Below are 25826 nucleotides of genomic sequence, written 5' to 3'. Positions count from 1 at the left end.
TAAAATCATTAAAAGATTAGAACTGGATCAGTAATAGTCTCTAATTAAAATCTCAGCTATCTGTACGCTATTTAATGCCGCACCCTTACGAATGTTATCGGCAGTCACCCATAAATTTATACCATTACTATGGGAAATATCTTTACGTACTCGGCCAACATAAACAGCATCGTTACCCGCAGCTTCAGTCACAGCCGTTGGGTAATCATCGTCACTTTCAAACAATTCAACCCCAGGTGCATCACGCAATACAGCTTTAATCTCTTCTGCATCAACGGCTTGAAGAGTTTCAATATTAATCGCTTCTGAGTGACCATAAAAAACCGGCACCCTTACTGCAGTGGCATTAACCAAGATTTCATCATCGCCAAAAATCTTTTGAGTCTCCCACACCATTTTCATTTCTTCTTTGGTGTAGCCGTTTTCCATAAACTTGTCGATTTGCGGCAAGGCATTAAAGGCAATTTGCTTTGGGTACACATTAGTTTCAGCAGGTAGGCCTTGTAATAATTTAGCGCATTGCTGCGCTAATTCTTCAATAGCTTTTTTGCCCGTGCCTGAAACAGACTGATACGTCGCCACATTGATACGACTAATACCAAAGGCATCATAGATTGGCTTCAATGCCACCAACATCTGGATGGTTGAACAATTTGGGTTAGCTATGATATTGCGATTGCGAAAATCGGCAATAGCATGGGGATTGACCTCTGGAATAACCAATGGTACATCGATGTCATAGCGAAAATGTGAAGTATTATCGATGACCACACAACCCGCTTCAGCAGCAATGGGAGCCCACTTAGCAGACACATCACCACCAGCGGAGAAGAAACCTAGCTGAGCTTGGCTCCAGTCGAAGGTTTCGACATCCAGAATCGTCACTTGTTTACCATGAAAACTTACGGTTTCACCGGCACTGCGGCTACTGGCTAAGGGGTATAAATTCGCTATTGGAAAGTTACGCTCTTCGAGGATCTCTATCATGGTTTGACCCACAGCGCCCGATGCACCCAACACTACTACATTAAATTCTTGCGCCATTTCTTGTGACATAATTAACGTCCAACTCCTGAAAACCCTAGTCTTAAGAGCCAATTTACCTCACAACCCCCGCTTGATGCTAGGGTCAATGCACTAAATTCGCGTCTATGGGTATGATTTTTTCTCAATTGGTCAAAACCATTGGCTTGATTAAACGCTTGCCTGAAGTTTCTATCATCATCCCTAAGGTCATATACCAACCGAGCAAGGCTGAGTAGGTGTCCCTGAGTCAGCTCAGTTTGCGTGGCTAATCTCATTTGATCCACAAAGTGAGTTGGCAATAATTCATCCAAAGATGCGTTAACTGGCAGCTCAAGCGTCGCCGCTAACGCTTGATAGAGCATGAAAGTGCCTCTGGCCTTGCCCTCCAAGCTGTATCCTGCAATATGCGGAGTCGCAAACTCAGTTAAGGGCACCAACGCGGCCATGGGATGGGGCTCCCCCTGCCACACATCGAGCACCAGTTTAATGTCATCACGGCGCTGCTTAAATTTAATTAACGCCTGATTATCTATCACTTCACCGCGGCAACAATTAAATAGCCAAGTGCTAGGCCTTAAGGACTCAAGCCGCGCGCTATCAAATAAATACCAAGTTTTATAGGGGCCTGCTTCAGTCAATGGCACATGTAAACTAATGATATCTGCTTGTTGAATAAGCTCATCGAGGTCAACGAGTGGAAAATCGAGCATGTCTTGGGTTTTAAATGGATCGCAAACAACAACCTTATTGCCAAAAGCTGAAAAACATTTGGCCGCTGCCAGCCCCGTATTACCCGCACCGACGATGCCGATAACCTTATCTTTAAGGTTAACCTGTTCACGCTCGGCAAGCTCTAATGCGGCAATAAAAGCGTACTCCCCAACACCTGTGGCATTACACCCAGGGGCATTGGCAAAGGGGATATCTCGATGTTTAAGGTAGTCTTGGTCGATATGATCTGTGCCTATGGTGGCGCTGCCAACAAACTTAAGGCTGGTGCAATCTTGCAAGAGCGCTTGATCAACTTTAGTCACTGAGCGGACTAACAGCACATCGGCATCTTTTAGATCCTTAGCACTTAGGCTACGGCCATTGACGCTAACCACGTCTCCAAGCTCACCAAATAAGGCTTGTACAAATGGCATGTTTTCATCGGCAACTATTTTCATCACGCATCCCCTCATCAATTTTCCCGCATTGTACACCAACTCTTGTATTGGATTTCTAACGGGCATAAAAAAGCCAACCGCACTAGGCGCTTGGCTTTTCATTTCTGAGACTAGCCTGTCATGTTACACAGGAATAATCTAATGACTTGTACACATGACTAAGACTTGTACTTACGCATCACTAACGTCGCGTTAGTGCCACCAAAGCCAAAGCTGTTGCTCATTACTGTGGTTAACTCTGCGGCGCGCATTTGTTGCACAACTGGAATACCTGCAGCTTTTTCATCTAATACATCGATATTGATGCTAGGCGCAATAAAGTTATTTTCCATCATTATCATGCTGAAAATCGCTTCATGGACACCGGCGGCACCTAGCGCATGACCAGTCAAAGATTTAGTGGATGCAACTGGCGGCACCTTGTCTTTAAAGACTTGGGTTAAGGCTTCAAGCTCACGCACATCACCCACAGGTGTTGAGGTGCCATGAGTGTTGATATAATCGATAGGGGTATCCACATCGGCAAGGGCCATCTGCATACAACGTACAGCGCCTTCACCCGATGGGGCAACCATGTCATAACCGTCTGATGAGGCGCCATAACCTATGATTTCCGCATAGATTTTTGCGCCGCGGGCTAAGGCATGTTCAAGCTCTTCAACCACCACAATACCGCCGCCACCAGAAATAACGAAACCGTCACGCTCTGAGTCATAGGTACGAGAGGCTTTCTCAGGCGTGTCGTTGTACTTAGTCGACAAGGCGCCCATAGCATCAAAGCCCATGGTCAAGGTCCAATCCACTTCTTCAGCGCCGCCAGCAAACACCATGTCCTGCTTACCCATTTGGATAAGTTCAGCCGCATGGCCGATACAGTGAGCAGAGGTTGCACAGGCTGAACTAATTGAGTAGTTCACGCCTTTAATTTTAAATGGCGTCGCTAAGCAAGCACTTGTGGTGCTGGACATAATGCGCGGCACGATATACGGTCCGACGCGCTTCACGCCTTTGGCGCGAAGTGTATCAGCGGATTCCACCTGATTCTTCGATGAAGCGCCGCCAGAGCCAACCACTAAGCCCACTCTGAAATCTGAGTATTGCTCTTCCGTTAAGTTGGCATCTGCGATGGCCTCTTTCATGGCGATATAAGCATAAGCTGCAGCATCGCCCATGAAGCGTAACGCTTTTCTATCAATATGATCAGCTGGGTTTAATTTGATATCACCCCAAACATGACTGCGTAATTTCATTTCTTCAAATTGAGCAGAATGAGTAATACCACTTCGGCCAGCTTTAAGAGACTCTGTCACTTCTTGCTTGTTATTACCGATACTTGAAACTACACCCATTCCGGTTATCACGACTCTTTTCATTGTTTGCTATCCATTTTGTACATGTCAGTACCTAATTTTGCTGCGGCAATCATATCCGCTTTGACGCAATTAAGTGGTCAGCTTTCCATAAACACAGGTAAAATAGTGCCAATATATGGACTTTGAGTACACTATTTTGCCTTTTTCTTATTCACATGCAGCCAAATCGCCCCGTTCGCTAGCGGTATTAGCCGAACTTTTCCCTGCGACTTACTCTATTTTTTATAAAGACAATACAGAGACTTGTCCTAAGGCTCAAGAGTATAGCAAGGCTTTACAGGGTTTTTATACTCAAGAATTAATGCAATCTGATGACGCTTGTCTCACATTAGGGCAAATTGGCCTTGGTAATGGCGTATCTATGTTAATGCTGTGGCAAAGTCTAGCCCAATATATTGATAGGATAAACGCCGAGCCCATCTCTAAAAAGCAAACAAAAAGCTTATCTGCCAAAGTTCAGCTAGTGATCTTTGAGCCTAATGCCATCAGCGCCTTAGAACTTAAGCAATATTGGCAAGCGTTAGGGTTACTCAGTGCCAACTCTCCAGTAATGGCTCAAGCTGAGCAATTTATTGCAGGGGAAGTCGCTCGCATTAATGGCGCCCAGCGGTTTATTTTTGAGCAAGGCCAGCTGTGCATCGACGTGCATTTTGGCGAGCTGCAAGCAAACTTAAGCCAACTTATCACCCCAAAACGTAAAGTGGATCATTGGCACTGTCTACCTCACATTACAAACGCGCTAACCCAGGCTCAGCTGTGGCAAATGGGGCGATTAAGTAAAGACGGAGCAAGCCTATATCTTGATGATAAATCAATATATTTATCCAATAATGGCAACCAGGCTTTAGCAGAAAGTCGTCTTATTATCATGGCAGAGCAAGCCGGCTTTTCACATTATCAACAACATCCGCAGCAAACACTTAACAGCGACAATCTGATTGCCCTTGCCGAGCGCAGTGCTCTGCGGCAGCAACAAATTAATCAGTTAGCCCATAGTCCAATAGCCAATGGAATGGATGGCAAACACCTTGATCAACCTATTATAAAAAATGCGCCAGAGGGAGATGCAACCACAGTTGACACTAACAGCATCGCCATCATTGGTGGCGGTATTGCAGGGGCTTGTCTTGCCTTGTCTTTAGCTGAGCGCGGTAAACCCATCACGCTATATTGCCAGGATGACAAAATAGCCGATGGTGCCTCGGGTAATCGTCAAGGGGCTATTTATCCACTGTTAACCCCAGAAAACAGCCCCCTCAGTCAATTCTTTCAGCAAGCATTTCTGTTTAGTCGCCGGCGTTTACTATCCCTTATGAATGACGGCTACCCTATCGGTCATCAACTTTGCGGCGTGCTGCAAACCGGCTTTGATGAACGCAGTGACGCGCGGCTAAATAAAATCGTTAAAGGTCAATCATGGCCCCATGAAATTGCTTATACCTTAAACCCGCAAGACGCCACTGAAGTCGCAGGTGTCAGTATAGATAAAGCGGGATTTTTCTATCCTAATGGTGGCTGGATCTGCCCCTTTGAGTTTGCCCGTGCTTGCCTTGAAAAAGCCAAGTCATTAGCCAATGTAGAAGTGAAGTTAAATTGTACTGTCACCGCAATTACGAGTACGGTAACTAATGCGATAGCTCCACCAACCACTGATACAGCAATACCAGATACCCTTGAGCCAAAACAGCACACACAAGCCACACTATGGGGTTTGTATAATGGCAGCACTATGATTGCTCAGCATCATCAAGTCGTGCTGGCCAGTGGCGCCAGCATTACCGACTTTGAGCAAACCCAAGCCTTACAGATGAGCGGTTTTCGCGGCCAAGTTAGCCATGTGCCTAGCCAAGGTGAATTAACTCAGCTCAGCACTGTTATTTGCGCCAATGGCTACCTGACACCCGCGATGAACTCAAGCCATTGTGTTGGAGCAAGCTATATCAAAGACCCTAAACATCTTGATATTTGCCCAGATGAACAACGCGAAAATGGCCAGAAGATGCAGCAAAGCTTCCCAGCATTACGCTGGCCACAGGATATTGATGTCTCAGATATGGAAGCCAGAGTGGGCGTGCGCATGGTGACCCGGGATCATTTTCCCATGATGGGCTGCGCCCCGGATGTCACTGAAATAATCAACCGCTATGACGCCCTCAATACCAGCCCACTGGCAAGTCAAAACAGTTACGCCAAGCAGTGCCAGCAATACTGGCAACAGACGCCAGCGCCCGTGCACCACAATTTATTCGTCTTAGGCGGATTAGGCTCTCGCGGCTTAAGCTCAGGCCCTCTTGCCGCCGAATGCTTAGCTGCATTATTGTGCGGAGAAATCGCGCCCATCAGTGCCGACACTTTAGCCCTACTCAACCCCAACCGCATGTGGATGAGAAAACTATTAAAAGGCAAAGCACTGTAAGTTCACACCAAATATGATCGCTTGAACAGATAAGGATCAGGTTCGCACGCGCCTAATTTTTATCTGTTCTTATTTAACCTCAACAACCTCAACGTTATTTTCAACTCGGGTTAAGACATGAAAATGGCAGTTAATTGGCATAAATTCAGGCTCTTACGTTAAAGCTTGAACTTTGCGCTTAAAATAAAGCGAATTAATGCAGTAAGGATTATTCCCTTTCAAATTAATGACACACCAACTAATACTAAATCTGATACGTTTAATAGATTAATAATGTTGATATAAACTGATTATTTCATCAAGTTGATTGCGCGCATTGAATAGTTCATTTAGTTGCTGAATTCGAGCCGAGTAACGATACCATCAGCACCTTGTCTATTAACAAGGTATCACTCTTTTTTATCCAGCAATCATTTTTCTTCACCTGCGATTAAATAATCTGCATCAAATTCAGGTGATGAACACAATAATTTACAAATTTAACCCGTCGACGTTAATTTTAGATAGGTAGAACACAGCAAAAAAGTTAACATGCACGCCGCACTTTAATAACATATTGTTTTCATCGATTAAGACGTTAAACACACAAGGAGTAATATGCTTACCATCAATGGAGTTTCAAAAACGTACGATAATGGCGTAAAAGCGCTTAATAATATTTCACTGAATATTCCCACTGGCATGTACGGCTTACTCGGTCCAAATGGTGCGGGTAAATCTTCATTAATGCGCACGATTGCGACGTTACAAGCCCCTGATTCTGGAAGTATTATCTTCGATGGTATCGACGTATTAGCCGATCCGCAATCAATGCGACTACGTTTAGGTTACTTACCACAAGATTTTGGTGTTTACCCCCGAGTTAGTGCTTACGATTTATTAGATCACATGGCCATTTTAAAAGGTATTAGTAATAAAGCCGAACGTAAAGAAGCCGTTGATGGTTTACTTGCACACACTAATTTATTTCAACACCGTAAAAATGCCGTGAGTGGTTTTTCAGGCGGTATGCGTCAGCGTTTTGGTATTGCTCAAGCCTTACTCGGCGATCCTGATTTATTAGTGGTTGATGAACCAACGGCAGGGTTAGATCCAGAAGAACGCAATCGTTTCCATAACTTATTAGTCAGCTTAGGCGAAGAAAAAGCCATTATTCTGTCGACTCATATCGTTGAAGATGTGTCTGAGCTATGCCCCAATATGGCAGTTTTAGCTTCAGGAAGCATATTACTTGAAGGTAACCCCATAGAATTAACTCAGCGGCTTAATAACCAAATTTGGCGTAAAACCGTATCTCAACAAGAAGCGATAGAAATAGAGCAAAACTTTGCCATTATTTCAAAACGTTTATTCGCGGGTAAAACAATTATTCACGTTATCGCCGATAGCGCCCCCGAAGGTTTCGAGCAAGCGCCAGCCAACTTAGAAGACGTTTATTTTTCTACGTTACTTAAACATCGCCAGCAAAACCAAGCTGCTTAAGGAGCCATATCATGTTAAAGGATATGTTCGTCTTTGAATGGCGATATTTTACCAAACAACCTTCTTTTTATGTCACCAGCCTAATTTTCTTTTTTCTGACTTTTTTTGCCACCGTCAGTGAAAACGTACAAATTGGCGGTGGTGGAAATGTGCTCTATAACGGCCCCTTCTCTATCGCGCAAACGCTGTTAATAATGGGGTTGTTTGCGATGTTTTTAGTGGTTAACTTTGTCGCTAATACTGCAATTCGTAATGACACCACGCAAATGTCTGAATTGTTATATAGCAAGCCTATTAAACCTATCAGTTACCAATTAGGGCGATTTCTTGGCTCTTTTGCTGTAGTCGCAACGGTATTCGCCTTTGTGCCTTTAGGGATTTACTTAGGTTGTGTCATCGGCGGTTTAACCGGCTGGGTGGATGCTGAACGGTTAGGCGTAAGTCACCTTAATCATTATATTGCGGCTTACTTTTATATTTCACTACCTACGCTATTGGTTTTATCATCATTTTTCTATGCGGTTGCTATTCGATTTCGCTCCATGATGGCGGTCTACTTAGTGGCGATTGCATTGATGATAATCTACGAGGTGTCAGGTCAGTTTGTTAATGAACCTGAATACCGCACCATTGTTGCCTTAGCAGATCCTTTTGGCTTTAACACGTTCGCCGAAATTACCCGCTATTGGACCATGCACGATAAAAACAACACCCCTATCGTTTTAGAAGGTTTACTCCTTCAAAATCGCTTGATCTGGTTGAGTATTTCTATTGCTATTCTGATGCTATTTGGTGGTTTTAGTCGTAAAGTCTCATTACGCAAGCCTACGCGTTCAAAGAAAGTATCAGCAAAACCCACTCAAGATGACGATATATCACGCTATTTGAACAATACCATTACTTACAAAAGTAAAGCTATTGAGAATATGGCACACCTTGGATTACGCATTAAGTTTGAAATTAAACAAGTTATTTTCAGTCCACCTTTCATTATTTTAAGTCTGCTAACCATCTTTTTATTGGTCGCGCCATTGGTTGACCCACGTGGCATGTTTGGCACACCTAACTGGCCTGTCACTCAAGCCATGGTGATGTTAATCATGGGGTCGTCTGGATTATTAATGGCGATCGTCGTCGCTTATTACAGCGCGGAAATTGTCTGGCGGGAACGTAACTCAGGCATGGGCGACATCATAGATTCGATGCCGGTTAATAGCATTACTTTTTGGCTTTCTAAAATTATCGCGATCACGCTTGTGATGGTGTTGCTCTACTGCTTTAGCATGGGCGTTACCATAGTTAATCAAGTATTGCGTGGACAGCAACATATTGAAATACTTCAGTATGTTATTCGTTTAAGTGTTGATGCGTTACTGCCATTTATCTTTACCGCTGTATTAGCCTTTTTACTACAAGTATTAAGCCCGAACAAATACATAGGGATGCTGCTGTTTGTATTGTATTTTATTTTTTCAATCACCATCAGTAATTTTGGCTTTAGCCATCATATGTTCCGTTTCGCCAGCTCGCCTACCCTGTTTTATTCTGACATTAATCAATACGGTAATTTTTTAAGTACTGATTTATGGTTCAAGGCCTATTGGTTTGGCTTAGTGATGATCTTAAGTGCGTTGACTTATGCGTTATGGCACCGAGGGCCGGCACAAACACTCAAGTCGAGAATAAAAAAAGTCGGTTATTACTTAGGCAACACAGGTAAAGGTGTGATTGTGTTAGGTTTAGCGATTTTTGTCTCAACTGGCAGCTATATTCATTACAACACGCGGGTGCTAAATGAATATGTGGTCCTTGATGACCAAGAAGAAAATCAAGCCGAGTACGAAAAATCGTATGTTGGATTTAAGCAAGATAGCTTCCCTACTATTACCCAAACACACGTGTATGCTGACATATTTCCAAGTGAGCGTCGTATAGAAGCAAGGGCTGAAATCACCATAGCCAATAATACGCAGCAAGCCATGAGTCAATTTTTAGTCAGTCACCCTTCATTCACACCTAAGTGGTCGGTGGATATTGAAGGTGGCAGCTTAGGCGAAGTCGATGAACGCTTTAATAGTGCTTGGTTTACCTTTGATAAGCCATTGGAGGCCGGTGACACTCGAAAAGGCGTGCTAAAAGTTACAAGGGCACATCAGGGGTTTTCTGATGGAAATAACGATTTTTCACTGGTGGAAAACGGCACGTTTATTAACAATTTTGAGCTGTTTCCAGTATTCGGTTACCGCGAAGATTGGCAATTGGTTGATAGCCATAAACGCCGTAAATATGGGCTTGAGCCATTAAAACGTGCCAATGACCTTGATGATACTCAATTTTACAATGAAAGCTTCTTCGGTGCTGGTGTTGGCTTCATTGATTTTGAAGCCACAATTACAACGAGTGAAGATCAGTTTGCGATAGCACCTGGTTATCTGCAAAGTGAAACACTTAAAGACGGCCGCCGTCGTTATCATTATAAAATGGATGCGCCTATGGTGAACTTCTATTCTATTATGTCAGCGCAGTTATCTGCTAAAAAGGAGCAATATAAAGGCATTGATATTGAAGTCTATTATCATCCATATCACGCTATGAACGTAGACCGTATGATAGAGTCAGTGCGGGATTCTATTGATTACTTCAGTGAGCACTTTGGCCCATATCAGCATAAACAAATGCGGATTATCGAGTTTCCTGGTTATCGCGCATTTGCACAAAGTTTTGCTAACACTGTGCCTTACTCTGAAGAGATAGGCTTTATCACAGATTTGCGCGATCCTGAAAATATCGACCCTGTCTATTATGTTACCGCCCATGAAGTGGCTCACCAATGGTGGGGGCACCAAGTCGGCGCGGCGAACGTCCAAGGTAGTGCAATAATTTCTGAATCACTGTCACAATACAGCGCGTTAATGATCATGGAGAAAAAATACGGCGAAGATAAACTTCGTAAGTTTTTAACCTATGAATTAGATCGATACTTACAAGGTCGAAGCGTTGAAATTATTGAAGAAATGCCATTCATGCGCAGTGAAAATCAGCAGTATATTCACTACAATAAGGGCTCTGTGGTGATGATGTCTATCAAAGACAGATTAGGAGAGCAGAGGCTAAACCAAGCGCTGTCATCATTCTTGGCTGCGTACCGCTATCAAAGTACGCCGTACCCAACCACCAGAGATCTATTCAGTTATATAACCCAAGATGCAACTGAACAAGAAAAAGTGTTTATCACAAATCTATTCGAGCACATCACCCTTTACGACTTAAAGACTTCAAATGTACTTGTCGCAGCCAGTGAAAATGGCGAGTTTGATGTGACCTTAACCATAGACGCTAAATTAATTCGCGCTGATGGACAGGGACTTGAAACAGAAGAAGCCTTTGAAGATCATATTGATATCGGGTTATTTAGCGAAAACCCAGAAAATATTACGGGTAAGAATGCGATATTATACTTAGAAAAGCACCTGATTAAATCAGGGACGAATACGATAACGATATCGCTACCTAGCAAGCCAAGCTTTGCTGGCGTTGATCCTTTTGTACGACTCGTTGATAGAGACAGTGCTGATAACATTTATCGTATTAACTAAATAAATAGTGCTAAAAATAAAAAAGGCTTACCTAGGTAAGCCTTTTATGTTTCTAATAAAAATGATTAGCGATACGTCAAGCTAGTGCTACCTTCACCGCCTTCGTTATCAATAACGGTTAATTCCACACTGCTTAAGTTGCGGTTACGCTGAATGGCTGAAAAGCCTGTCATTGTTTGGCCATTGCTAAAGCGCCATTTGTGTTGTTTGATGTATCCATCCGCGTCTGAGCTAAAGGAGAAAAACAAGTCAAAAAACCACAGTTTTAAATGATGAATTTTCGCCACTGGTAGTGCATTTTGTGGCCCAACAGTCACCTCTACGGTTTGAGTCACGCTGTGACTTAAGCCGCCATCATCGGTCACGGTTAATGTCACTGGGTAACTGCCACTTTGTTGGTATTCATGCACGACGGCTTGACCTTGAGCACTATTATCATCACCAAAATTCCACTGAAGGCTGACCACTTCACCGTCGATGTCGGTAGAGGTTGAGGTAAAGCTCACCTGCCCTGCATTGACTTGATAGCCAAAGCTTGCCACAGGCGCCACATTGGCTGCGGTAAAGTTAAGGCTGACAATCACAGGATCGTGATCTGATGAACGATACGCATCCCCTTGATACAAGTTAGTGATTTGTGCTGCAGATTTAAACTCTTCGTTGTAATCAAGAATGCGCGGCTCATCAGTATTGATGTGCCACTCTTGTACTGCGATGACGTTATCAAGTAGCGATGCACTGGCTAATGCGTGATCCAGTTGCCCTGACTCTCCAGAAAATACATAAGAGTATGCATTAGCTTGACCTAAATGCTGGAACAATTCGCTAAAGCCGCCCAGCGCTAATGCCGTGATAGGATCTTCTTTGGCATAGGCATTCATATCACCTATAACCAGCACTTGCTGCTCTGGATATTGGGTATTTAACCACTGGGCAATCGCTGTTGCTGCCCGAGTACGGGTTAGATTGCAGTTTGCTTGACCATCATTAAGATCAGGATCCCCTAGGGCATCACAATTGCTGCCTTTGGATTTTAAATGATTCACAGCTACCACAAATTGCTCGCCACTGCCTTGATGAACAAAGCTTTGGCTTAGCATAGGGCGGTTTTTAGTATCATTAAATAACACTTGGCCGTTATCATCTAAGGGCGAGTTTGCACTAGATAGCAGCTGCGCCGCGCCTTGTAACATGACTTTGTCGCCACGATAGACCATACCCACACTGATGGCATCTGTACCTATGCCGGCACCATCCATTGCAATATATTGGTATCGCTGCTCGCCAATGGCGCTGTTCAAACCATTGACTAAATCAGCAATTGCGCTGTTGCTGCCAAAGCCATCGTTTTCAATTTCCATTAAACCATACACGTCAGCATTGATAGCTTGCATAGCGCTGACTATTTTGGTTTTCTGGCGGGCAAACTCGCTTACTGTATGAGCGCCTCTATCGGTTGGGAAACCACCGCCTATGCCATCACCATTAAAATAGTTAAGTACGTTAAAGCTCGCCACTTTGATGTCAGCATCTACGGCATCTGGCGCCGAGGTACGAGGGTTATTGGCAACAAAGTTAACCACTTCTGTTGGCATCACTCGGTATTGACCAAAACCAAAGTGCATTACGCCGTCTAAATCTGTGGCTAAATCACCAACGCGCACTGTGTTACTGGCACTCAGCTCTGGGGCTGGATAGCGAATGGGTTCAGGATTTTGCGCTGTTAAACCATCATCGAGCAATATGCTATCACGCTTGTTCGCCGCGCTAACGGCTAAAGCATCGGCGCCCGGCGCTGCCACTTGGGTACCAATAAAATGACGACTGCTGCCTAGGGTGATTTCACCATAGCGGCCAAGGTTGTAGACTTCATTGACCACTAATGGCTGGCTAAAGTGCACCGCCATACCTTCAAAGCGTTCGAGCTCGTTAGTGTCACTCACTGGCAGCGTAATTTCCGCCGCCGTTGGCAGCGCTTGAGCTGAGGCACAAAGCGTATGCTGACTGGTTTGAGATAATTGTGTTGTGCCTTGGTATTCGCTAACAGTTGCACGCACGCGAATACTGTCCCCAGCTATGTATCCCATTGGCGCATTTCCGGTATACAGGAACACGCCTTCTGAGGTAAGCGGATTGCCATCAACCTGTGCATCACTCATTTGAATGAATAAGCCTTTTAAACCGGCTTCTTGATTACTAATAACCACAGCCTCTACGTCTAGGCTTTGGCCGTTAAGTGGACTAGCATCTCCTTCACCTTGAATAAGGTGAATGGCTGTCATGGGTTCATTACAGGCAAATTCAACCGGCTCAGTGGGATCGGGATCCACAGGTCCTGCGCCAAACTGGCCTAAATCGCTGATATCATCTTTGGCAAAACCCAGCCAATTATCTAAGCTGACTTCATCATTAATCACGGTATCTGCCGTTAAGGCATCAGTCTTTCTTCTGATGGTATTATCTTGAGTCGATAAATCGCCGCTGCCCCATTGTGAACCTGGATCAACGCCCACCTGACCCAATGAATCGATAACTTCATCTTGCTTATACAGCACCACGGCATCATCGCCGTTAAAGAAGCTTGCATTACTGACTAACTGGGTTTTAGCTAAAATATCCGCGCTGGCATCATTATCGGCGATAACATACGTGCCGCCGGCAATTAACGAGCCTGTTAACGCAATACTGCTGCCTGCCGATGTACTGCCATTAAAAAAGAACTTTAATTGATATTGGCTTAAGTCAATTGTTACAGCAGACGGGTTATAAAGCTCAATGGCTTTATTATTACTGCTGCCTTCAACGTATTCTGAAATAATTGGATTATCAGCTGCGTGACTGAGCGATGAAATCGCTGTTGCCGCCATTACAGCTAAACTGGTTTTGCTGATCATTGTTGTGTCCCCATATTATTATAAGTGTCACTTGCTGCTGATTGAGCGTGCCGTTTTATGCATCTGTTCTGTTCTTCTCTGCACAACACAAAACCACGGGCTTCAATTGTCTAATGATTATTAACCTCAACAATCATTGACCGCAGTGAGCGTAACTTTAAATTGTTACAACAAAATGGCAACAAGGTGCGTATAAACTAGCCAAACGTACTAGAACAAAAGCTCAGACTCTAGGCATAAAAAAAGCCGCAACAGCGGCTTTTGAGTAAATCTAAGGTACTACAACATACGCATTAGCTTGTGCTAATACATTATTTAGTGACATCAACTAAATATCTGCCCTGTAGCCAATTACGGCCAATAAGCAGTTTGTAACCCATTTTACTTCTGTCTCTTAAGTTAACTCTCACTAAATGCTCACTGCCTTTTTGGCCTAAGTTAAGCATTACGGTATAGCGGGTTTCATCCCCTTGAGCGTTACGAATGTAAGAGGTGCCATAGACATAAGTCTTAATGGTTTTACGCTTATTTTTCTCATTCACTGTAGTGAAGGTAATTTTCTTGCCAATATTATTCTTCATATTGACCTTATCTTCATCTTCAATGCTGATATCGATGGCATGTAAAGAGGTTTGAACTGCGCCAGAATCAATGCGGGTCTTGAACACTAACCCAGCTTCTTTAACATTGATTTTTGCTTGTTCGCCAATCAGTTTCTTCTTTGAAACATCAATCACATAACCATTTTTCAAGAAACTTCTGCCGATGAGTAATTTATACTCCATCGCACTGCGGTCGCGCAAATTCACATCCACCTTGTGCGTCTTACCTTCAAAACGGACTGGTAGCTTTACTATATAGCGGGTTTCAGTACCTTGGGAGTTACTCACTGTGGAGGTATCTACAATTTTAGCTTCCATGCGCTTCTTTTCACCCAGCTCATTCTCAGTGGTGAAGGCGATAGTTTTACCTATATTTTTTTTCATTTTCTTGGCGCTGCCACCAACAATCTCAAGATCGATGGCATGCAAGGATGAATTCTCAGCCCCTGTGTCCATTCGCGCATGATAGCTCAAGCCTGATGGCTCAATGCTCATCATCTCTGATTGACGCAATATGACTTTATCGCCAGCAAACGCAACACATGAAAATACCAATAAAACCGTACTAATCAACACGCTTTTAAACATGACAAACCCTAATAACAGACAAAAAGAGGCCCAAGTGTAATCTACTTGGGCACGGTATTTACTCGCTCATCTCAAGACACTGAAGCAGGCTTGCGATAGATGCAGTCTATCTCAATAAATGATCAATTTCCTGATCAAATAGATTTTTTATTAATCCTGAAAATTCACTGACAAAAATACTCTGAGAGGCAGTGGCATTATGATTGGCAACATTAGCTAAAATCTCTTCAAGATCGCTAATTATCGCATCCACTTCACGGATCACCATATTACGCTGCTCAAACGACAATTCAGGGTTTTGACCACAAACCATGATGATCTGCGCCGCCAATTGCTCTTCAAATAGCTCAAGAACAGTGTCAGCGATGGCATCGTGTTCCTCTGGTGACTCAAACAAACCAAGATGTTCAGTAAGGTATTGAATTAAATGTAAATACCCGTCTTTATCTGTAACCATTGTTGCCTCTGCACTTACGTTATAGTACTGATACTATTATTTATTTACTGGAAATTTTCTGAGACAAGGTCAGCACAAATGACACGGGAACCGCCATACTGATGCTGCTCAAGCCTGCAATATCACGTAGCTTTTCAACCCCTGCAACTAAATCAAATTCATTAGCCATCACAATCACCGGCGTCATACTGGTGACGACTAAAGTGGTGGGAGTTAATTTAGCCACCAGCACATCAATATCTTTATTGACTTGCTGCCCATGAAGCTGAATAGTTGCCGTGATTTGAGTCACCAAGGTGGAACCTAGCGGTAAATCATTAATTAATTTAGGATTCACATGACCGGTAATTTCAAGCTTGGGGTACTTAGCCACTTCAAACAGCAAACTTGCCATACGTTCATCGCGAATACTAATGCCAGTATCAACACTGTTTAAGTCTATGGCTAAGGCCAGTTCGCCTTGTTTAGAAAGGCTCCCCTGAACTTGCTTAAATTTATGTACTTCTGCGATATCCACTTTTTTAGTCGATACAAAGCTGACGTTAGAATGACCTGAATTAACCAGCCAATCTTCGGCTTGAGCTGCCATGCTGACGCTGCCAAAGGCTAATAGACACAATGTCAGTGAACCGTTGAAAAATCCTTGTTTCAATACGTGCTTCAGTGCGGGTTTCATTGCTATCACCTTATATAAATCAATCTTTAAGCAGTAGAGTAATATGAAATTCGTCTCTAGGCTAATTTTTGTAACCATTTATCCAATGCTTGGGCAAATGCGTGCTTATCCGCTTGGGAAAAACTATTGGGGCCGTCGAGCTGCATCCCGCTGCTACGAAGCTCTTCCATAAAATCGCGCATGGTCAAAATTTGGCGAATATTTTGCTCTGTGTACAAGGTGCCGCGCGGGTTTAGTGCAATGGCGCCTTTGTTAATCGCATCGCCTGCTAAAGGAATGTCCGCTGTAATGACTAAATCGCCCACGTCCAATTGCTCAACAATGTAATTATCGGCCTCATCAAAACCAGAGCTGACCCTAATGGCTGAAATAAAAGGCGATATAGGGACTCGAATAAGCTGGTTGGCAACGCAAATCACCTTAACCTGTTTGCGCTCGGCGGCGCGAAATAGCATGTCTTTTACCGGATTGGGGCAAGCATCGGCATCGACCCAAATTTTGACACGACTCGTCTCTTCAGTCATAAATTAGGGCGCCAATCTGTCTATCTGCCATTCACTGGCTTGTTTGGTATAAATAAATCTGTCGTGAAGCCTGTGCTCTCCACCCTGCCAGAATTCAATGCTTTTAGGACGCACTAAATAGCCGCCCCAAAACTTAGGAATGGGCACATCTCCTTGGGCGAACTTGGCTTTCATCTCATTAAACTTGCCTTCAAGGGCCTGCCTTGCAGAGATTTTACTGGACTGTTTTGATACCCAAGCGGCGATTTGGCTGTCTTTTGGGCGACTGATGAAGTACTTGGCCACTTCTATCATAGATAAGGGTTCGGCCTCACCGATCACTGCCACCTGGCGCTCTAAGGGATGCCAAGGGAACAACAAACTGATCTGCTTATTAACGCCGATTTGCTGAGCTTTGCGGCTTTCAAGATTAGTAAAAAACACAAAACCACTGTCATCGAAACGCTTTAACAGCACGATGCGCTGAAAAGGCTGACCCTGCTCATCCACTGTGGCCACGCACATGGCTGTGGGATCGCTTAAGTTGGCCTCCTTGGCTTGACTCATCCAAGTTTCAAACAGTGCCATTGGGTTTTCTGGTAAGTCATTACGACGTAAACCGCCCTTGGTGTATTCGCGGCGAATATCACTTAAGTCACTCATGTTAATCCTTAAAACTAATACCAATCCTGATTAACTGGCATAGTAGCAATAAAAAAGCCAACACAGAAGGTTGGCTTTAATGCATTTAAGACTCTGGCTTATTTCTTTACAAAGCCATTAGCGTCTGCCCACACATGCAGCATTTCAAGGCCTAATGTGGCCCCAGCCAGTGCGGTAATGTCTGCGCTGTCGTAAGAAGGTGCCACTTCGACTACGTCCATGCCCACTATGTTAAGACCACGTAGACCACGAATGATTTTCATCGCCTTGTCTGTAGTTAATCCACCGCATACAGGTGTACCTGTACCAGGCGCGAAAGCGGGGTCTAAACAGTCAATGTCAAAAGTGACATAAAGCGGCATATCGCCAATACGTGCACGGACTTTTTCAACGATTTGTTCAGGTGTTAAGTCGTTAGCCATGGCCGCATCAATGACTTCAAAGCCGTGACCTTCTTTGGTGTAATCGGTACGAATACCAATTTGCATTGAATGGTCTAAGTCAATCAAGCCTTCACGGGGCGCATGATAGAACATGGTACCGTGATCGTACTTGCTGCCTTGGCTGTAAGTGTCTGTGTGCGCATCAAAATGCAGCAATGCCATCTTACCGAATTTTTTCTGGTGCGCGCGCAATAACGGCAAGGTCACAAAGTGATCGCCACCAAAGCTTAACAGGGCTTTATCTGCATCTAACACCCGGGTAGCAAACGCTTCTAGACGTGTGGTGAAATCTTCTTGATCGCCACAATTAAACACTAAGTCACCGGCATCGACAATCTTAATGCTTTCGTTAAGGCTAAAATCCCAAGGCCAGCGGGTATCTTCCCAGGCAAGGTTCACTGAGGCACGACGAATGGCGTCAGGCCCCATACGACCACCAGAGCGACCCGTGGTCGCCATATCAAAAGGTAAACCTATGACAACGACGTTAGCGTCAGTTTCTGTAGGCTTGAAATTAAGGGGTTGGCGCAAATAACCAAACGCATTGGAATATAGCGAATAATCAGGTTTTTCTGCGAAGGTGGTCATAAACTCTCCAGGATGGCAACTGCCGACAATTACATGAATTCAGGGATCAGCACTTCTTGGCAACGCTGTTGATAGTGACTGAAGTGAATATTATACCCTAGGGAAGTGGTAATTGAACAACTCCCTAAACATAAATGTACAGGAAAATCGCTTTCTTCATGGGCTAGATTAAAACCTATGATATCCCAACTGCTAGGCTGTAGTCGCTCAAGTAACTTAGCAAACACGGGATAAGGATAATTAGCCAAATCAAGGTTGGTTTCTATACTCACATACGCACTTTGCTCTTGGGGGCTGATATGAATAGTGAAATACTTGTCGTCTTTGATGCCGTTAACTGAATAACCCAAGGGACTAAACAGATGATCGTCCAAGGTAAAACCGCTAAACAGCTCTGCTAAGCGTAATTGTTGCCTAATCACCTCAGCATTTTGGCCCTGTGAGCGTAAATAAGCGGCGATATCACCACTGATGTGGTACATCAGCAGTTCACAGTTTTTTTCCTCCAAAGCATTCGCATAGGGATTAGGGCTATGAAACAAATAATGATGATGGCTGTCTAGGTGACCAATCCGGTACGCTTTACCGCTTATATGCTGGCGAATAAGCGCAATATCTTCAGCAAATGTGCTAGGTTGTAGTGCGGCGATAAACTCATTTTTGCGCTGAAAACTGACAAAGCTAATGGCATCTACGCCCAAAACCTGAATAAGATGCATAAGCGCATTCACGAGTCGTGTACCGCCGCAGGTGAGCATAATCAACTTTTTATCCCACACGAACAGACTCGACTCGCTCAATATATAGCTGTCCAGATGGTCATTACTTATTTGAGATAAAATATCTGCATCAGCACTGGCCACCAAAGCATGCCAAAAATCCACACCTAGGTCTCTAAGATTTGGCCCTGAGTCACTAATAACAACCTCAAGTTTTTTTTCAGCGCCTTCAAAAAATAAACTCACACAAACTCCAACAAAAGACTAGTACCAAGCGTATTAATTATCTGGTCATTCAGCGGGAGCATATCAAGCACCCTTTGGAATGTTAACAGTGAAGGCATAAAAAAACCGGGTTACCCCGGTTTTTATGGTTCGCCATTACAGCAGATTTACACTAAGACGCCGTTACTTAGAAATCTTCTAAGTAAGTGTAACCTTTAAGTCCAAGTTGTAACTCTTCTAAGATTGAAGCACGTTCATCTTCAACAATATGCTGTTCAACTAATTCTTCGTAAGTATGCATAAATTCATCGGCATCTAAGTTAACATAACGCAGTACGTCCGCCACTGTGTCACCGTCTAACGTCGACTCAATCCGCGCTTTACCGTTATCTTCAACAAATACCACTGCTGAGTTAGTGTCGCCAAACAGGTTATGCATGTCACCCAAAATTTCTTGGTATGCGCCCACCATGAAGAAACCAATCAAATAAGGGTTCGCAGGATCCCATGCGGGTACTGGTAATGTCGTCTCAATACCTTGACCATCAACGTATTGATCAACAATACCATCAGAGTCACAGGTGATATCTAGCATTACTGCACGGCGCTCAGGTGCCTTATTAAGCCCTGTCAATGGCAATACTGGGAATACTTGATCTATACCCCATGCATCTGGCAATGACTGGAATAATGAGAAGTTAACAAATAACTTGTCAGCTAATTTTTCGTTTAGCTCATCAATTACCGGTCTGTGATAGCGGTTGTTATTGCTTAGCAAGCCCTTCACTTCGTGACATACACGTAAGTTGGTTTGCTCTGCCCAAGCGCGGTCGATTAAGCTCAGTTGACCTACTGCAAACAAAGAATGCGCTTCGGCAATATCACTTTGGCTGTCGTGGTAAATTTCAATAATCGCACGTTGATCATGACGACCGCTTATCTCAGTCCAAGACTGCCACATGTTGTGCAATAATTGCGGCGCATCTTCGGTAGGTGCTTGAATATTTTCAGGCATGTACGCTTCAGTGCCAATCACGTCAGTGATTAATACTGCATGGTGCGCCGTTAAGTGGCGACCAGACTCAGAAATAATGCGCGGCATTGGCTGCTCGTACTCATTACATAAGTCAGTTAACACGTTAACGATATTGTTAGCGTACTCGGTTAAACCGTAGTTCATCGAGTTATTGCTTTGGCTACGAGTACCATCGTAGTCAACGGCTAAGCCGCCACCGACGTCAAAACAGTTAATGCTGGCACCCAGTTGACGTAATTCACAATAAAAACGCCCAGCTTCACCCACACCTTGACGAATATCGCGGATGTTGGCAATTTGAGAACCTAAGTGGAAATGCAGTAACTGTAAAGATTCCAACATATTGGCTTCTTTCAATTCATCAACCACTTTAAGCACTTGAGCTGCGGAAAGACCAAACTTAGACTTCTCACCACCGCTGGCCTGCCACTTACCTTTGCCTTGGAATGCAAGACGAGTACGTAAACCAAGACGCGGAGTCACGCCAAGAGCACGGGCTTCTTCAAGCACCATTTTAAGCTCTGACATCTTCTCAAGTACGATGTAAACTTTATGGCCTAACTTTTCACCAATCAAGGCTAAGCGAATGTATTCTTTATCTTTGTAACCGTTACACACGATCACAGAACTGGCTTTTTGCGCCATAGCAAGCACAGCCATTAGCTCAGGCTTACTGCCCGCCTCAAGGCCCAACTGCGGCACTTCTTTAGACACTTGGCTGGCAAGAATTTCTTCAACCACAGTTTTCTGTTGGTTTACCTTGATGGGGTACACCAATAAATAATCATTTTGGTATTCGTACTTTTGAATCGCTTGGTTAAATGCATCACACAGACTTTCTACTCTGTGGTGCAAAATTTGTGGGAAACGCACTAATACAGGTAAAGCAATACCTGCTTGGACCAAATCTTGTGCCAATGTATCTAAGGCGACCTTGTTGGTTGGGTTTAAGGGATCCGGTGACACTGTCACTTCGCCAGCTTCACCTATACCGTAAAAGCCTTGGCTCCAATGAGTGACATTGTAGCCTGCGCGGGCATCTTCGATTGACCAATCATTCATAAATAAATTCCCATAATAGTAATATTGAGCAGCGGCCGACTCGGCGGATTTGACTGCTGTAATAAACATACCAAGGCACTGTTTTAGTCCTTTAGTCCCTGGTTCACCGCCGGCCGATATATTTATCGTCACCGTCTAAATAAAGGCCCAAATTAATACTTTGAATTCAGGCCGTTGAGCTTTATTAACATTATCTGACGCACAGCCAGTGTAAACATCCATCATGACCGCTGCCTAAGACCACCGTCGGCTCGCACCTAACTCAAAAGGCGCTAAGGGCCATTCATTAGTATAGCGCTGTAGGCGCCAACATCGAATGAGTCACATGGATAAAATTTACAATTAGTCAGCCGCAACAGCGTAAAGTGGCACACGAAAGAAACAAACTTGAGGGAGGGATATCAACAATGTAAAAAGGGGGATTGATCTGCATTCTACTTGAATATTCTCCTGTGTTTGGCTTTCATGGTTAACGACTCTAGTGGCTGCAAAACAGTCATCTTGTAATGTAATATCAATCGTATTAATTGGATAAAAGTATTCTAATCGTATCGCTGTCATCAGCGATCGGCGCAATTAAACCGCGAGCGGCGGCTGATTGCAAGTAACAAGCTTAGATCTGGATAAAAAAACTTTCACTGAGCCACTTTTATCAATAACAGAGGCGGCTTGAAAGTTACAATCCATGCAATTGAGTATATAATCAGGTCGATTTTTACTTTAATAAGCGAAACAGAGTCACAGATGATACAGATTGGAAAGAACTACCCACTTGAAGTGGTAAAAGAAGTCAGCTTTGGGGTGTATCTTAATGCACAGGAACTCGGTCAAGTGCTCTTGCCTAAGAAGTTTGTCCCTAAAGATTGCACTGTGGGTGACATTTTAAATGTATTCTTGTACTTAGACTCTGAAGACATAGTCATAGCCACCACTCAAACACCACTGGCTCAAGTGGGTGAATTCGCCTACCTTAAAGCGGTAGCAACCAGCTCTTACGGTGCATTTCTGGATTGGGGCTTAGATAAAGACTTATTATTACCCTTTGGCGAACAGCACAGAGACATCGAAGTTGGCCGTTCTTACTTGGTTTATGTTTACGCAAACCAAGCCGATGAGCGTATTGTTGCCTCATCTAAAATCGACAAATTCCTCGATAAAACTCCTGCTGAATACCAAGCAGGCGAAGCCGTTGAACTTTATATTGGTGGCACCACTGATTTAGGCTTCAAAGCTATTGTCAATAATCAGCATTGGGGCGTGTTATTTCAGAACGAAGTGTTCCAAAGATTGAGCTTCGGGCAAAAGATTAACGGCTTTGTAAAACAAGTGCGCAGCGACGGTAAAATTGACTTAATTTTGCAAAAAGGCGCTCAGCAATCCTTTGATAAGCATTCAGAAACCATTATCAATAAATTGCACCGTGCTGGCGGCTTCTTGCCATTAACCGATAAGACAGATGCTGAAGTTATTTACGAGCAACTGGGTATGAGCAAAAAAGCATTTAAACGTGCTATTGGCGGGTTATTCAAAGCCGGTCAACTCAGTATTGATGCCGATGGCTTGCGTTCGAGCAAATAACCCCTGATTTAATCCAGTGATAGTGTATTCAGTCACAGGCTTCTGTTATAAATAGAAGCCTGTTTTCTTTTGGGATATATAATGGAACTCACTGAATTTGAAGCAAGAGTCATAGGCTGCCTATTAGAAAAGGAAGTCACCACTCCAGAACAATACCCGCTTTCTCTCAATGCCCTTACACTAGCCTGTAACCAAAAAAGTAGCCGTGAACCTGTGATGAGCCTGACGGAGTCTCAAGTTCAAACATGCCTTGATGAATTAGCCAAGAAGCGCTTAGTCAGCGAACAATCTGGCTTTGGTAGCCGAGTCGTAAAATATAAGCACAGATTTTGCAATACCGAGTTCAGTGAACTGCAGCTCTCAAATGCTGAGCTAGCATTAATTTGTGTGTTATTACTCAGAGGTCCACAAACCCCAGGAGAGCTTAAGACCCGTAGCCAAAGGTTACATGAGTTTTCCCATGTGAATGAAGTTGAAACCTGCCTGTATAAATTGTCTCAATCAGATAAGCCTCATGTTGTTATGCTGGCAAAAGAGGCTAACAAGCGCGACCATCGTTATATGGAGCTTTTTAGTCAGTCTCTGGTTGAGCAATACTTAGCATCAGAAGCGCAGCGCCAACGCACGCCGCAAGCCATACATTCAGATAGCGCAGCTATTGCTGAGAAAAACCAAGCAAGCGATGAAAAAATCTGCCAGCTCGAAACGAGAATAACGCTGCTGGAACAACAAGTTGCGGCATTAGAAGCTAAGCTACTGAACTTATTGACTAATACTGACGACTAATACGAAAAGCCAATACAAAAGGCTAAAACTCAAAGGTAATAACAGAAGCCTGAGCATTGTGACTCAGGCTTTAGGTAAGGAAATAAACCATGGCGTTATCCCACCAGCCCTCAGGGCTTAAACACACCTACTTGATTGCAGCGAATGAAGTCAGCAGGCGATTTACTCAAGGCCAAGGCTTAGTAGCCCTGTTTGCCTTTAGCTTAATTTGGGGGCTTATCCTGCTATTTCCCATTAAAGAAGCCAGCTTGTTGTTGCTCGATCCAAGCTTTAAACAGCTAACCATGGCGGTGTTTGGGCCTAATGTTGTCGATAAACTTTTCATGTGGCCAGTGGCCGAATTTGCCGTATTTTGGTGCGCCAGTTTGTATCTGTTTCCCATGTTCAGCATTTTTATCAGTGCAGATCAATTTAGTTCGGATAAACACCGAGGTACCTTTAGATTCTACAGTTTAAGAGTCAGTCGTGATTCACTGTTTTTTGGCCGCTTCCTAGGACAAATGCTGATCCAGCTGGCACTGATAAGCTTTACCGTATTAGCCACTTTAGCATTAGCGTTAAGCCGCGATCCAAGTCTCTGGTTTGCCGCTATAAGTAGCGGCTTTTATGTTTTGATTAACATTTTTATCGTGCTGTTACCTTACACAGCGGTCATGGCACTTTTCTCTCTTTATGCAAAATCTGCTAGGCAAGCCACAATATTTGCGGTGATCCTCTGGGCCTTAGTGTCTATCAGCATTGCTATTATTAATAGCCAATTCCCCAGTGTTGATTTCTTGCAATGGGCGCTGCCTGGCTCACAAATTATTAGCATGATGAATACCCAAGGCGCAGCTGCATTACTGTTTGCCCCCATTCCTTTACTGCAAACATTAATAATCTTATTCATTGGCAGGCTTTATATGCAAAGGAGCACACTATGATACTGATTGAATGCCAACAGCTGTCGAAACACTATGGTGATAAATTAGCTTTAAATAAAGTATCACTATCCTTAAGTGCTGGGGCACCTATTGGTCTTGTCGGTCCCAATGGCGCAGGCAAAACCACCTTGTTTAGTCTGTTATGCGGCTATATTTTGCCCACGGAAGGCGATATTCGCATCATGGGCTACAAAGCGGGAAGCTCAGAATTATTGGGGCTTGTTTCAGCACTGCCTCAAGATGCGGCCTTAGACCCTAATCTAACTGTGCTAGAGCAACTGAGCTTTTTTGCACGCTTGCAAGGCATACCTAGAGCAGCGGCCAAAGAAGAAGCTTTAAGGGTGCTGGCACTTGTCGATTTAACCAGCTCTGCCAAGCTTAAACCTAAGAGTCTAAGTCATGGTATGGGTAAACGCGTTGCTATCGCTCAGGCTTTGATTGGTGAACCCAAATTAGTCTTACTGGATGAACCAACCGCAGGGCTTGATCCGGTCAACGCTAAACTTATTCGTCAGATAGTTAAATCTCAGTCAAATAATACTCAGTTTGTGATCAGCTCCCATAATTTAGAAGAGCTTGAAAAGCTATGCGATCAAATCGTCTACTTAGAACAGGGGAAATTAGCGCAATCCGTATCATTGGCGGAGCAAGATGGCAGCACTTACCTGACCCTTATCATGAAGCATGCTGACTACCCAGCGCTGATCAGTGCCATTAACGCCCTGCCCTCTGTGCTTGCTGTAACCCATAAAGAACAGCAGCTGCTTATCAGTTACCAAGCCCCAGAACCTTATGAGCTAGAACAAGCATTGTTTACCCTCTTCAGCGCCCATCAATGGCAATACAAGATGCTGCTAAAAGGCAGAAGCTTAGAAGATACCTTATTCGCTTAAGCTTACTTAACCTCAACTCGGGATAAAAAACTGAACTAATCGCCCTCTTTGTGATCAGATCTTTCGACCAAGAAGGAACCAATCACGCAGAGGGCTTATGGATAATTTAGTGGATGTATTTTGTGATG

The 25826-nt window shown here is 43.9% G+C and carries 19 protein-coding genes; 7 read left to right on the top strand and 12 right to left on the bottom strand.

Annotated features, from left to right (window positions below; translation table 11 throughout):
• Positions 1-27: 27 nt before the first annotated feature.
• The 3 genes from H5073_RS13475 to fabB form a co-directional block, all read right to left on the bottom strand.
• The gene (locus tag H5073_RS13475; RefSeq protein ID WP_182680100.1) at positions 28-1044 is read right to left on the bottom strand and encodes an aspartate-semialdehyde dehydrogenase; all 1017 of its coding nucleotides are present in this window, start codon (positions 1042-1044) and stop codon (positions 28-30) included.
• A 14-nt stretch (positions 1045-1058) separates the two neighbouring features.
• A complete protein-coding gene (locus H5073_RS13470) occupies positions 1059-2195 on the bottom strand; it encodes a 4-phosphoerythronate dehydrogenase (RefSeq protein ID WP_182680099.1) in 1137 nt (378 codons plus the stop codon).
• Between the two features lie 158 nt (positions 2196-2353).
• Complete coding sequence (fabB, locus tag H5073_RS13465; RefSeq protein WP_182680083.1) at positions 2354-3568, bottom strand: beta-ketoacyl-ACP synthase I; 1215 nt, start codon at positions 3566-3568, stop codon at positions 2354-2356.
• Positions 3569-3683: 115 nt separating this feature from the next.
• Here fabB and mnmC point away from each other — a divergent pair, with 115 nt between their 5' ends.
• From mnmC to H5073_RS13450, 3 genes are all read left to right on the top strand, one after another.
• On the top strand, positions 3684-5984 hold the full coding sequence (mnmC, locus tag H5073_RS13460) for an FAD-dependent 5-carboxymethylaminomethyl-2-thiouridine(34) oxidoreductase MnmC (RefSeq protein WP_259394901.1): 2301 nt from the start codon (positions 3684-3686) through the stop codon (positions 5982-5984).
• A 597-nt stretch (positions 5985-6581) separates the two neighbouring features.
• A complete protein-coding gene (locus H5073_RS13455) occupies positions 6582-7466 on the top strand; it encodes an ABC transporter ATP-binding protein (RefSeq protein WP_182680082.1) in 885 nt (294 codons plus the stop codon).
• A gap of 11 nt (positions 7467-7477) precedes the next feature.
• Positions 7478-11062 carry a M1 family aminopeptidase gene (locus tag H5073_RS13450; protein ID WP_182680081.1) on the top strand — a complete coding sequence of 1195 codons (3585 nt, stop codon included), beginning with the start codon at positions 7478-7480 and terminating at the stop codon, positions 11060-11062.
• 65 nt (positions 11063-11127) lie between these two features.
• Here the strand turns inward: H5073_RS13450 and H5073_RS13445 are convergent, their stop codons facing one another.
• The 9 genes from H5073_RS13445 to speA form a co-directional block, all read right to left on the bottom strand.
• Positions 11128-13956, bottom strand: a complete 2829-nt coding sequence (locus H5073_RS13445; RefSeq protein ID WP_182680080.1) for an ExeM/NucH family extracellular endonuclease — start codon at positions 13954-13956, stop codon at positions 11128-11130.
• A gap of 311 nt (positions 13957-14267) precedes the next feature.
• On the bottom strand, positions 14268-15146 hold the full coding sequence (locus H5073_RS13440; protein WP_182680079.1) for a RimK/LysX family protein: 879 nt from the start codon (positions 15144-15146) through the stop codon (positions 14268-14270).
• A 106-nt stretch (positions 15147-15252) separates the two neighbouring features.
• Positions 15253-15603: a DUF3802 family protein gene (locus tag H5073_RS13435; RefSeq protein WP_182680078.1), complete on the bottom strand. Its 351-nt coding sequence runs from the start codon at positions 15601-15603 to the stop codon at positions 15253-15255.
• A gap of 40 nt (positions 15604-15643) precedes the next feature.
• On the bottom strand, positions 15644-16279 hold the full coding sequence (locus H5073_RS13430) for a YceI family protein (RefSeq protein WP_182680077.1): 636 nt from the start codon (positions 16277-16279) through the stop codon (positions 15644-15646).
• A 56-nt stretch (positions 16280-16335) separates the two neighbouring features.
• Positions 16336-16803, bottom strand: coding sequence for a YaiI/YqxD family protein (locus tag H5073_RS13425; RefSeq protein ID WP_182680076.1), 468 nt, complete (start codon positions 16801-16803; stop codon positions 16336-16338).
• 3 nt (positions 16804-16806) lie between these two features.
• Positions 16807-17445 carry a pyridoxamine 5'-phosphate oxidase gene (gene pdxH, locus H5073_RS13420; RefSeq protein WP_182680075.1) on the bottom strand — a complete coding sequence of 213 codons (639 nt, stop codon included), beginning with the start codon at positions 17443-17445 and terminating at the stop codon, positions 16807-16809.
• A 98-nt stretch (positions 17446-17543) separates the two neighbouring features.
• The gene (speB, locus tag H5073_RS13415; protein ID WP_182680074.1) at positions 17544-18476 is read right to left on the bottom strand and encodes an agmatinase; all 933 of its coding nucleotides are present in this window, start codon (positions 18474-18476) and stop codon (positions 17544-17546) included.
• A 29-nt stretch (positions 18477-18505) separates the two neighbouring features.
• Entirely contained in the window at positions 18506-19441 is a 936-nt protein-coding gene (locus H5073_RS13410) for an adenosylmethionine decarboxylase (RefSeq protein ID WP_182680073.1), read from the bottom strand.
• Between the two features lie 166 nt (positions 19442-19607).
• Positions 19608-21518: a biosynthetic arginine decarboxylase gene (speA, locus tag H5073_RS13405; RefSeq protein ID WP_182680072.1), complete on the bottom strand. Its 1911-nt coding sequence runs from the start codon at positions 21516-21518 to the stop codon at positions 19608-19610.
• A gap of 744 nt (positions 21519-22262) precedes the next feature.
• On the opposite strand from speA, the gene H5073_RS13400 reads away from it, so the two are divergent.
• The 4 genes from H5073_RS13400 to H5073_RS13385 all read left to right on the top strand — a co-directional run bounded on the left by H5073_RS13400 (position 22263) and on the right by H5073_RS13385 (position 25698).
• On the top strand, positions 22263-23096 hold the full coding sequence (locus H5073_RS13400) for a S1 RNA-binding domain-containing protein (RefSeq protein ID WP_182680071.1): 834 nt from the start codon (positions 22263-22265) through the stop codon (positions 23094-23096).
• A gap of 81 nt (positions 23097-23177) precedes the next feature.
• Positions 23178-23882, top strand: coding sequence for a YceH family protein (locus H5073_RS13395; RefSeq protein ID WP_182680070.1), 705 nt, complete (start codon positions 23178-23180; stop codon positions 23880-23882).
• A gap of 89 nt (positions 23883-23971) precedes the next feature.
• Entirely contained in the window at positions 23972-24805 is an 834-nt protein-coding gene (locus H5073_RS13390) for an ABC transporter permease (protein ID WP_182680069.1), read from the top strand.
• A complete protein-coding gene (locus H5073_RS13385) occupies positions 24802-25698 on the top strand; it encodes an ABC transporter ATP-binding protein (RefSeq protein ID WP_182680068.1) in 897 nt (298 codons plus the stop codon). The genes H5073_RS13390 and H5073_RS13385 overlap by 4 nt, the downstream gene beginning before the upstream one ends.
• Positions 25699-25826 lie beyond the last annotated feature (128 nt).

The organism is Shewanella sp. SR44-3, assembly GCF_014163735.1.
Taxonomy (GTDB): domain Bacteria; phylum Pseudomonadota; class Gammaproteobacteria; order Enterobacterales; family Shewanellaceae; genus Shewanella.
Note: the sequence above shows the minus strand (reverse complement) of the source record. Positions and strands in the feature narration are given on the sequence as shown.

Excerpts from the sequence above, each read along its gene's own strand:
- H5073_RS13445 (WP_182680080.1), bottom strand. The coding sequence starts at position 13,956 with ATGATCAGCAAAACCAGTTTAGCTGTAATGGCGGCAACAGCGATTTCA.
- H5073_RS13455 (WP_182680082.1), top strand. The coding sequence starts at position 6,582 with ATGCTTACCATCAATGGAGTTTCAAAAACGTACGATAATGGCGTAAAA.
- speA (WP_182680072.1), bottom strand. The coding sequence starts at position 21,518 with ATGAATGATTGGTCAATCGAAGATGCCCGCGCAGGCTACAATGTCACT.
- H5073_RS13470 (WP_182680099.1), bottom strand. The coding sequence starts at position 2,195 with ATGAAAATAGTTGCCGATGAAAACATGCCATTTGTACAAGCCTTATTT.
- H5073_RS13430 (WP_182680077.1), bottom strand. The coding sequence starts at position 16,279 with ATGAAACCCGCACTGAAGCACGTATTGAAACAAGGATTTTTCAACGGT.
- speB (WP_182680074.1), bottom strand. The coding sequence starts at position 18,476 with ATGACCACCTTCGCAGAAAAACCTGATTATTCGCTATATTCCAATGCG.
- H5073_RS13450 (WP_182680081.1), top strand. The coding sequence starts at position 7,478 with ATGTTAAAGGATATGTTCGTCTTTGAATGGCGATATTTTACCAAACAA.
- H5073_RS13425 (WP_182680076.1), bottom strand. The coding sequence starts at position 16,803 with ATGACTGAAGAGACGAGTCGTGTCAAAATTTGGGTCGATGCCGATGCT.
- H5073_RS13400 (WP_182680071.1), top strand. The coding sequence starts at position 22,263 with ATGATACAGATTGGAAAGAACTACCCACTTGAAGTGGTAAAAGAAGTC.
- H5073_RS13390 (WP_182680069.1), top strand. The coding sequence starts at position 23,972 with ATGGCGTTATCCCACCAGCCCTCAGGGCTTAAACACACCTACTTGATT.
- H5073_RS13440 (WP_182680079.1), bottom strand. The coding sequence starts at position 15,146 with ATGTTTAAAAGCGTGTTGATTAGTACGGTTTTATTGGTATTTTCATGT.
- H5073_RS13385 (WP_182680068.1), top strand. The coding sequence starts at position 24,802 with ATGATACTGATTGAATGCCAACAGCTGTCGAAACACTATGGTGATAAA.
- H5073_RS13435 (WP_182680078.1), bottom strand. The coding sequence starts at position 15,603 with ATGGTTACAGATAAAGACGGGTATTTACATTTAATTCAATACCTTACT.
- H5073_RS13475 (WP_182680100.1), bottom strand. The coding sequence starts at position 1,044 with ATGGCGCAAGAATTTAATGTAGTAGTGTTGGGTGCATCGGGCGCTGTG.
- pdxH (WP_182680075.1), bottom strand. The coding sequence starts at position 17,445 with ATGAGTGACTTAAGTGATATTCGCCGCGAATACACCAAGGGCGGTTTA.
- H5073_RS13395 (WP_182680070.1), top strand. The coding sequence starts at position 23,178 with ATGGAACTCACTGAATTTGAAGCAAGAGTCATAGGCTGCCTATTAGAA.
- fabB (WP_182680083.1), bottom strand. The coding sequence starts at position 3,568 with ATGAAAAGAGTCGTGATAACCGGAATGGGTGTAGTTTCAAGTATCGGT.
- mnmC (WP_259394901.1), top strand. The coding sequence starts at position 3,684 with ATGGACTTTGAGTACACTATTTTGCCTTTTTCTTATTCACATGCAGCC.